Source organism: Paraburkholderia sp. A1RI_3L (assembly GCF_048957895.1).
In the GTDB taxonomy this organism is placed as follows: Bacteria; Pseudomonadota; Gammaproteobacteria; order Burkholderiales; family Burkholderiaceae; genus Paraburkholderia; species Paraburkholderia kururiensis.
The window spans coordinates 110,007-116,349 of record NZ_JARCHA010000014.1; the positions used below are offsets into that span (position 1 = coordinate 110,007).

Consider the following 6,343-nt stretch of genomic DNA (forward strand, 5'->3'; position numbering starts at 1 on the left):
GCGTTTGACAAACGCCATCAGGCACTGTCATTCAGCGACGGATTTAACTTGCCGCCCGCCGGTGAAATCCTATATATCCAGCGATATCACCGAATCGATCCAAGACTCGAACTGTTCTGGTCGTATCCGGTCGGCAAATGGTTCCATTGTCATCAACATTTTGACGATGTATTCGTGCAGCAAAACCGGTTTTTTCAGGAATTCGTGATTCCGGTGGGACGGCGCTATGTCTCTGCTTGCAAAATCCTGGAAAATGAAACGGTAACTGTCATTTTCGCGTGTCTTCGTACAGCGGCGCAGGGACCATTTCCTCCTGCAATGGCGGCATTTCTCGAACGGCTCACGCCGCATCTGGAGCGGGCAGCGCAATTGCAGGCCCAGCGCTATGTGTTTTCGACTGACGCGCTCGTGGGGCACGCTTTCGTCAACCGGTCGAGGCAGCCCGTCATATTGACTTCCACGGAAGGCGAACTCCTGCGCCACAACGAACCGGCGCAGCACCTGCTGCAAAGCACGTCCCTCGTGCGCATTGCCGGCCGGCGTATCGTGCTGCCCGAACCGTTCTATAGCCGCTTTCTGGAAGATTGCGCGGAAACCGAAAGGCGCGTGCGCAGCGGTGAGCCGCGCGCCTATGAAGACGCCGCCCACTATCGCGTCATGCGCATTCCCGGCGAAGCGGCGCCGCCGGCAAGATGCCAGGGCCACGGCCACGGCGCCATGACGAGCCAGGGCGGCACGGACGCCGCCCACAGCGGCCTGCCCGCAGTGGAGCCGGGCGCCGACAGCAGCGACATGCTCTACGTCTTCTACAACCTGATCGTGCCCGGCGAGGTGTCGGCCACCTTCGGGCTGCGCACCATCGCGATGCTGATCTTCTATCACCCTCGCTCGGCGCCCCCTGTCGACGAAGATCTGCTCGCCGCCGCCTTCGATCTGACGCCCGCGGAAAGCCGCATCGCGCACCTGCTCGCCGACGGCCTGACGCCCAAGGACATCGCCACGCGCGTGGGCGTGCAGCCCGACACGGTGCGCAAGCAGATGCAGTCCATCTACCAGAAGACGGGCACGAATCGCCAACCGGATCTCGTCCGGCTGCTGCTCCATCTGCCGGGCGCAAGCGCGGTCGGGTACGTGCAGGCCGCACGTGACTGGAAACTATGACGAAAGCTTTGATACGACGCTTCGAACCGACGTCATGGCCCGAAGCGTTGACCGGAAGTTTTGAACTGAAACGCTGAAGAGGCTGAAGCGAAGCGCGCTATTTCGCCTGGCAGGCGAATACGAGCGTACGCGTTTGGCCTTCGATGGAGCGGCCCAACGCGTCGAACGCGCCGCCACCGCAGCGGGCGCGGGCCTGCTGCTCGCACGAGTCCCAGGTACCCGTGCCCGAGCAGTCCACCTGCGTGGTGGGCCGGCCGTCCGAGAGGAAAAGCGGCGGACCGCTGCTGCACCCGGCAAGCAGGGCAAGGGTGCTCAGCGCCGCGGCAGTTGCCAATGCGCCAATCCTTGCAGTGGGCTTTCTCTTGATCCAGCGTGGGCAAAACGAACGATTGCGTGCCATATGTCAGACCCCGGTCTGCTCGTTGTTATTCGACGCAGATTTTGCCACGTTGTGCCCCGCGCGCACTGCACCGCATCATTCGGGCGCCGCCAGGGTTTTGTACGGCAGCGGGCCATTCGGGGTATCGGTCACGCGCATGAAGACCTGTTCGACGTCCGGTATGGCCTCGAGCTCGCGCTGTAGCGTTTGCCGGTTGAACGATGCCGGGGCGCAACCCTCCGCGTACACAAAGCGCCGCTGCACGGTGATCCAGACGCTCGTGCCCGCCAGCGAATGGGCCGCGGAGCCCTTGAAATAAGCGCGAATCGCGTCGGCAATGGGCGCGTCGTAGAGATAGGAGTTGGGCTTCGTGCACTTATGGGCAAGCCAGCACGTCGTGCCGCGTTCTACGCGGTAGTGAGCGTCGTCTTCGGCCTCCGCTTTGGTCATGAGCGGACCAAGCGGCAGAGGGCAACCACGCACGTCCTGGGAGAGCGCGAAGAATGGATCGTTGTACCAGTTCTTGCGCTCGGTGATGGACGGTGCCGCCGAAACGCTGGAAATAGCGGCAGGCGTCTGAGGGGGAGTCTGAAGGGGCACCTGAGCAACCGCGGCAGACACCGCCCATAGCGCGCTCGCAACGAGCGCCACCGCGACCATGGATTTCGGCATTGCGTTCGCCACCGCGCCCGGTCGTCGATGCCGCGTACGAGACCTCACCCCGCCCCGCTCAATCGCGCTCGCTTGCCCATTTCGTTGCAACGCCGCTGCTCGCCTCATCGCTGTCTCCCGATGGCGGCAAGGAAACGCCGCCGGTCACACTTCGATGCCGTATGCCGCAATCTTCTTGTAAAGCGTCGCGCGTCCCATGCCGATACGCGCGGCCGCGGCCGCGACGTGTCCGTCGCATGCCTCAAGCGCCTCGCCCAGAAAGCGCTTCTCGAAAGTCGCCATCGCGTCGGCCCATGACGGCTGGGCGGGCGCTTCGGCCACGGCCGCGGCCGTTGCCGTTGCCGCGGCAGCATCGCGACCGCCAGCCGCCACATTAGCCGCGGCGGCCGGCGCGGCGCTCGCGCCATGCGAAGCGCCGGCCACGGCGATGAACGGCGCGAGCGCCCGCGCATCGATGCGCTCGCTGTCCGACAGCATCACCGCCCGCTCCAGCGTGTTGCGCAACTCGCGCACGTTACCGGGCCACGCATGCGAGCACAACAGCCGCAACGCGTCCTCCTGCAGTTCGAAATGACCGCCGCGCCCCGCCGTGGAAAGGTCCTCCAGAATCGCGTAAGCGAGCGACTCGATATCCGACAACCGTTCGCGCAGCGGCGGCGCGTGGATGGTCAGCACGTTGAGGCGATAGAAGAGATCGGCGCGAAAGCGTCCGGCCGTGACGAGCGCGGGCAAGTCGGCCGAGGTTGCCGCGATGATCCGCACGTCCGCGCGCACGATGCGATTCGAGCCGAGCGGTTCGAACTCGCGGTCCTGCAGCACGCGCAGCAGCTTGCCTTGCAGCGCCAACGGCATGTCGCCGATCTCGTCGAGAAACAGCGTGCCGCCGTCGGCAAGCTCGAACTTGCCGACGCGGCCCTTTCGATCCGCGCCGGTGTACGCGCCCGGCGCCGCGCCGAAGAATTCGACTTCGAGCAGCGTGTCCGGAATGGCGGCCACATTTACCGTAACGAGCGGCTTGTCGGCGCGCGACGACGCGCCGTGAATGGCATGCGCAAGCAGTTCCTTGCCCGTGCCAGTTTCGCCCAGCAGCAGAACCGGCGAGTCGACCTGCGCCGCACGCCTCGCCTGACGCTTCACCTCGAGGCTCGCGGGGCTCGTGCCGACAAAGCTCGCGAACGTGTACTTGGCCCGCCGCGCCTGGGCGAGCGACTGGCGCGTCGCGATCAACTCCTGCTGGACCCTCGAATAGTGGGAAAAGAGCGGCGTGAGCGCCTTGAGTTCGTCGAAGAGCGCAAAACCCACGGCGCCGATGGTCGTGCCCGCATCGTCCTTCAGCGGCAGACGCGTGACGACGAGCGGTTCGCGGTCCGTCTCGAGGATGTCGAGCAGAATCGGTTTGCCCGTGTTCACGACCTCGCGCATGAGGCTGTTGGGAATCACGGTCTCGCAGTCGAGGCCGATGGCCTGCTGCGGGTCCGCAAAACCGAAGCGCGCGGCGTAGCGCTTGTTGATCCACACGACGCGCGCATCAGCATCCACGATGAACGTGCCTTCGCTGAAGTTTTCGAAGGTGCGGAAAAGCGAATCCATGGCGCGGCGCAGCACATCGCCGTAGGTGGCAGGCAGGCCAGCCCAGTCGTTCATCATGCTGTCAGCGTCTCCCGGCATGCTGGATGTCCCGTTGTCTCCAGTTCGAGAAAATCGTATCCCGCAGCGGAGACAGGCAGCAAGCCCGTAAATACACGGATATCGGTGTAATCTGTGGCCCGCGTATGCTCCGCGGCGTCTCTCTATGGAGACAACCTGGTACGGTCAGCGATGTGACTCGCCGCTCGACGTGACGGGTGGCTCGCTGTGCCAAACACCGCACAGCCGCCTCAGGCGGGGTGGCCCGACGGTACCCGAATGCCAGCGGCACCGTTTACAGGCCGACAGGCACGGAACCTGCATACAGCGGCGCGCTTCATCGCGCCGCAACATGCCCCACCGCACCCGCGAAGCCGGCGCGTACACGTAAAACAACCAGGAGACTCAATGTCCTTTGTCATCGTCCTTGCCGCTCTGGCGTTTCTGATGTTCGCCGCCTACCGCGGCTACAGCGTGATTCTCTTCGCGCCCATCGCGGCTCTCGCCGCCGTGCTGCTCACCGACCCCGCCGCCGTGGCGCCTGTGTTCTCCGGCATCTTCATGGAGAAGATGGTCGGCTTCGTGAAGCTGTATTTCCCCGTGTTTCTGCTCGGCGCCGTGTTCGGCAAGGTGATCGAACTGTCCGGGTTCTCTGAATCAATCGTGGCGGCCGCCATCCGGTACATCGGCCGGTCGCGCGCCAATGCCGTGATCGTCGCGGTGTGTGCGTTGCTGACCTATGGCGGCGTGTCGCTCTTCGTCGTGGTCTTTGCGGTGTACCCGTTCGCCGCGGAGCTCTACCGCCAGAGCAACATTCCGAAGCGTTTGATGCCGGGCGCGATTGCGCTGGGCGCGTTCTCGTTCACGATGGACTCGCTGCCGGGCACGCCGCAGATCCAGAACATCATCCCGACCACGTTCTTCAAGACGACCGCCTGGGCCGCGCCCGCGCTCGGCGTGATCGGCTCGCTGTTCATCATCGTGGTGGGTCTTACCTATCTGGATTGGCGGCGCCGCAGCGCGATGGCCAAGGGCGAGGGTTACGGCACGGCACTCGTGAACGAACCGGAGCGCGTGGAGACGGCGAGCCTGCCGCATCCGCTGCTGGCCGTCGCGCCGCTCGTGCTGGTGGGCGTGGCGAACTTCGCGCTCACGCGCCTGATTCCGCAGTGGTACGGCGCGGCTACCTACGCCGTGGCGCCGGAGGTATTGCCTGGCGTGCATGCACCGGTTACCGCGACCATCAAGCAGGTCGTCGCCATCTGGTCCGTTGAAGGCGCGCTGCTGCTGGGCATTCTGCTGGTCGTGCTGACGGCGTTCAACCGCGTGCGCGACCGCTTCGCAACGGGTACGAAGGCCGCTGTGGCGGGCGCGTTGCTGGCGTCGATGAATACGGCGTCCGAATACGGCTTCGGCGGCGTGATCGCCGCGCTGCCGGGCTTCCTCGTGGTGGGCGACGCGCTGAAGAGCATTCCGAATCCGCTCGTGAACGCAGCGGTTTCGGTGAGTTCGCTGGCCGGCATCACGGGGTCGGCGTCGGGCGGCATGAGCATCGCGCTCGCGGCGATGTCCGACACCTTCATCAAGGGCGCCGAGGCCGCACACATTCCGCTCGACGTCCTGCACCGCGTGGTGGCCATGGCCAGCGGCGGCATGGACACGCTGCCACACAACGGCGCCGTTATCACGCTGCTCGCGGTGACAGGGCTCACGCACCGCGAGTCGTACCGCGATATTTTCGCGGTCACGGTCATCAAGACGCTCGCGGTGTTCTTCGTGATCGCTGTCTATTACATGACCGGGCTGGTCTGAGGCCGCGCCCGTTCAGACGTTCAGAACTTCGGATGGCACTCGAATCGCAGCACCGCGCCATGCTGCTGGAACGCTTCGATGCCGTCCGTTCGCTCGTAGGCCACGCTAGTCTGCATGCCGCGGCTTTCGCAGTAATCGTTGGCTTCGGTCACCGCGCGTTCATGGGCACGTGCCCATGCAAGCCGCCCGCCCGTGGCCGAGGCCGACACGGTGTAGGTGCCCGGCTTGTCTGTCGCGCTCACGCCCGTGGCGGAGGCGCAGCCCGCCAGCACCGCACTCGCGGCCATCAATGAAACGACCAGTGGTCCCAACGATCGCGCAAGGCGACGCATGGGACCTGCCTCGCCGGTAGAACAAGCCGCCATCATGCACACGGCCCCGTCGCAACGTGCCGCCTCGTGAGGTCGCGACATTCCAGCGCCGCGCGCAGCTTCACGTGATCGACGATCTTCTGGCTCGTCACCCGGCCCACCGCGCTGCGAATCCGTTGCGCCGTGCGCAGCAGCGGTTGCGTGTCCTCCGCGCGGTGCGCCCAGGCGCGGGCCGCGAACCAGCCGACAATCGTCCAGCCCAGCAGGATGTTCACCATCGTGATGGCGAACGCGTCAGCGTGTTCGCGCGCGTCCGCTTCGATGGAAGGAATCAGGTACAGGCTCATTGCGGCAATCACCGCGGCCCCTTCCAGAATTTGCA

General features: G+C 65.0%; 7 protein-coding genes. 2 read left to right on the plus strand and 5 right to left on the minus strand.

The window, feature by feature from the left end; genetic code table 11:
- Window positions 1-318 precede the first annotated feature (318 nt).
- Window positions 319-1,161 (plus strand): helix-turn-helix transcriptional regulator, encoded by an 843-nt coding sequence (locus PXJ20_RS28065; protein WP_421031479.1) that lies wholly within the window; start codon window positions 319-321, stop codon window positions 1,159-1,161.
- A gap of 97 nt (window positions 1,162-1,258) precedes the next feature.
- Here PXJ20_RS28065 and PXJ20_RS28070 read toward each other — a convergent pair whose 3' ends face one another.
- From PXJ20_RS28070 to PXJ20_RS28080, 3 genes are all read right to left on the minus strand, one after another.
- Window positions 1,259-1,495, minus strand: a complete 237-nt coding sequence (locus PXJ20_RS28070) for a hypothetical protein (protein WP_017774238.1) — start codon at window positions 1,493-1,495, stop codon at window positions 1,259-1,261.
- Between the two features lie 141 nt (window positions 1,496-1,636).
- Window positions 1,637-2,212 (minus strand): BON domain-containing protein, encoded by a 576-nt coding sequence (locus PXJ20_RS28075; protein WP_421057455.1) that lies wholly within the window; start codon window positions 2,210-2,212, stop codon window positions 1,637-1,639.
- A 144-nt stretch (window positions 2,213-2,356) separates the two neighbouring features.
- The gene (locus tag PXJ20_RS28080; protein WP_421032615.1) at window positions 2,357-3,859 is read right to left on the minus strand and encodes a sigma-54 interaction domain-containing protein; all 1,503 of its coding nucleotides are present in this window, start codon (window positions 3,857-3,859) and stop codon (window positions 2,357-2,359) included.
- A 387-nt stretch (window positions 3,860-4,246) separates the two neighbouring features.
- Here PXJ20_RS28080 and PXJ20_RS28085 point away from each other — a divergent pair, with 387 nt between their 5' ends.
- The gene (locus PXJ20_RS28085; RefSeq protein WP_017774235.1) at window positions 4,247-5,650 is read left to right on the plus strand and encodes a GntP family permease; all 1,404 of its coding nucleotides are present in this window, start codon (window positions 4,247-4,249) and stop codon (window positions 5,648-5,650) included.
- 20 nt (window positions 5,651-5,670) lie between these two features.
- Here the strand turns inward: PXJ20_RS28085 and PXJ20_RS28090 are convergent, their stop codons facing one another.
- Together PXJ20_RS28090 and PXJ20_RS28095 are read right to left on the minus strand one after the other, a co-directional pair.
- Entirely contained in the window at window positions 5,671-5,937 is a 267-nt protein-coding gene (locus PXJ20_RS28090; protein ID WP_421031481.1) for a hypothetical protein, read from the minus strand.
- A 77-nt stretch (window positions 5,938-6,014) separates the two neighbouring features.
- A partial coding sequence (locus PXJ20_RS28095; protein WP_421057456.1) for a superinfection immunity protein occupies window positions 6,015-6,343 on the minus strand: 329 nt, incomplete at its 5' end.

Bases quoted from the DNA above. Each gene is read 5' to 3' on its own strand.
- PXJ20_RS28075 (WP_421057455.1), bottom strand. From the start codon at position 2,212: ATGCCGAAATCCATGGTCGCGGTGGCGCTCGTTGCGAGCGCGCTATGG.
- PXJ20_RS28080 (WP_421032615.1), bottom strand. From the start codon at position 3,859: ATGATGAACGACTGGGCTGGCCTGCCTGCCACCTACGGCGATGTGCTG.
- PXJ20_RS28090 (WP_421031481.1), bottom strand. From the start codon at position 5,937: ATGGCCGCGAGTGCGGTGCTGGCGGGCTGCGCCTCCGCCACGGGCGTG.
- PXJ20_RS28065 (WP_421031479.1), top strand. From the start codon at position 319: ATGGCGGCATTTCTCGAACGGCTCACGCCGCATCTGGAGCGGGCAGCG.
- PXJ20_RS28085 (WP_017774235.1), top strand. From the start codon at position 4,247: ATGTCCTTTGTCATCGTCCTTGCCGCTCTGGCGTTTCTGATGTTCGCC.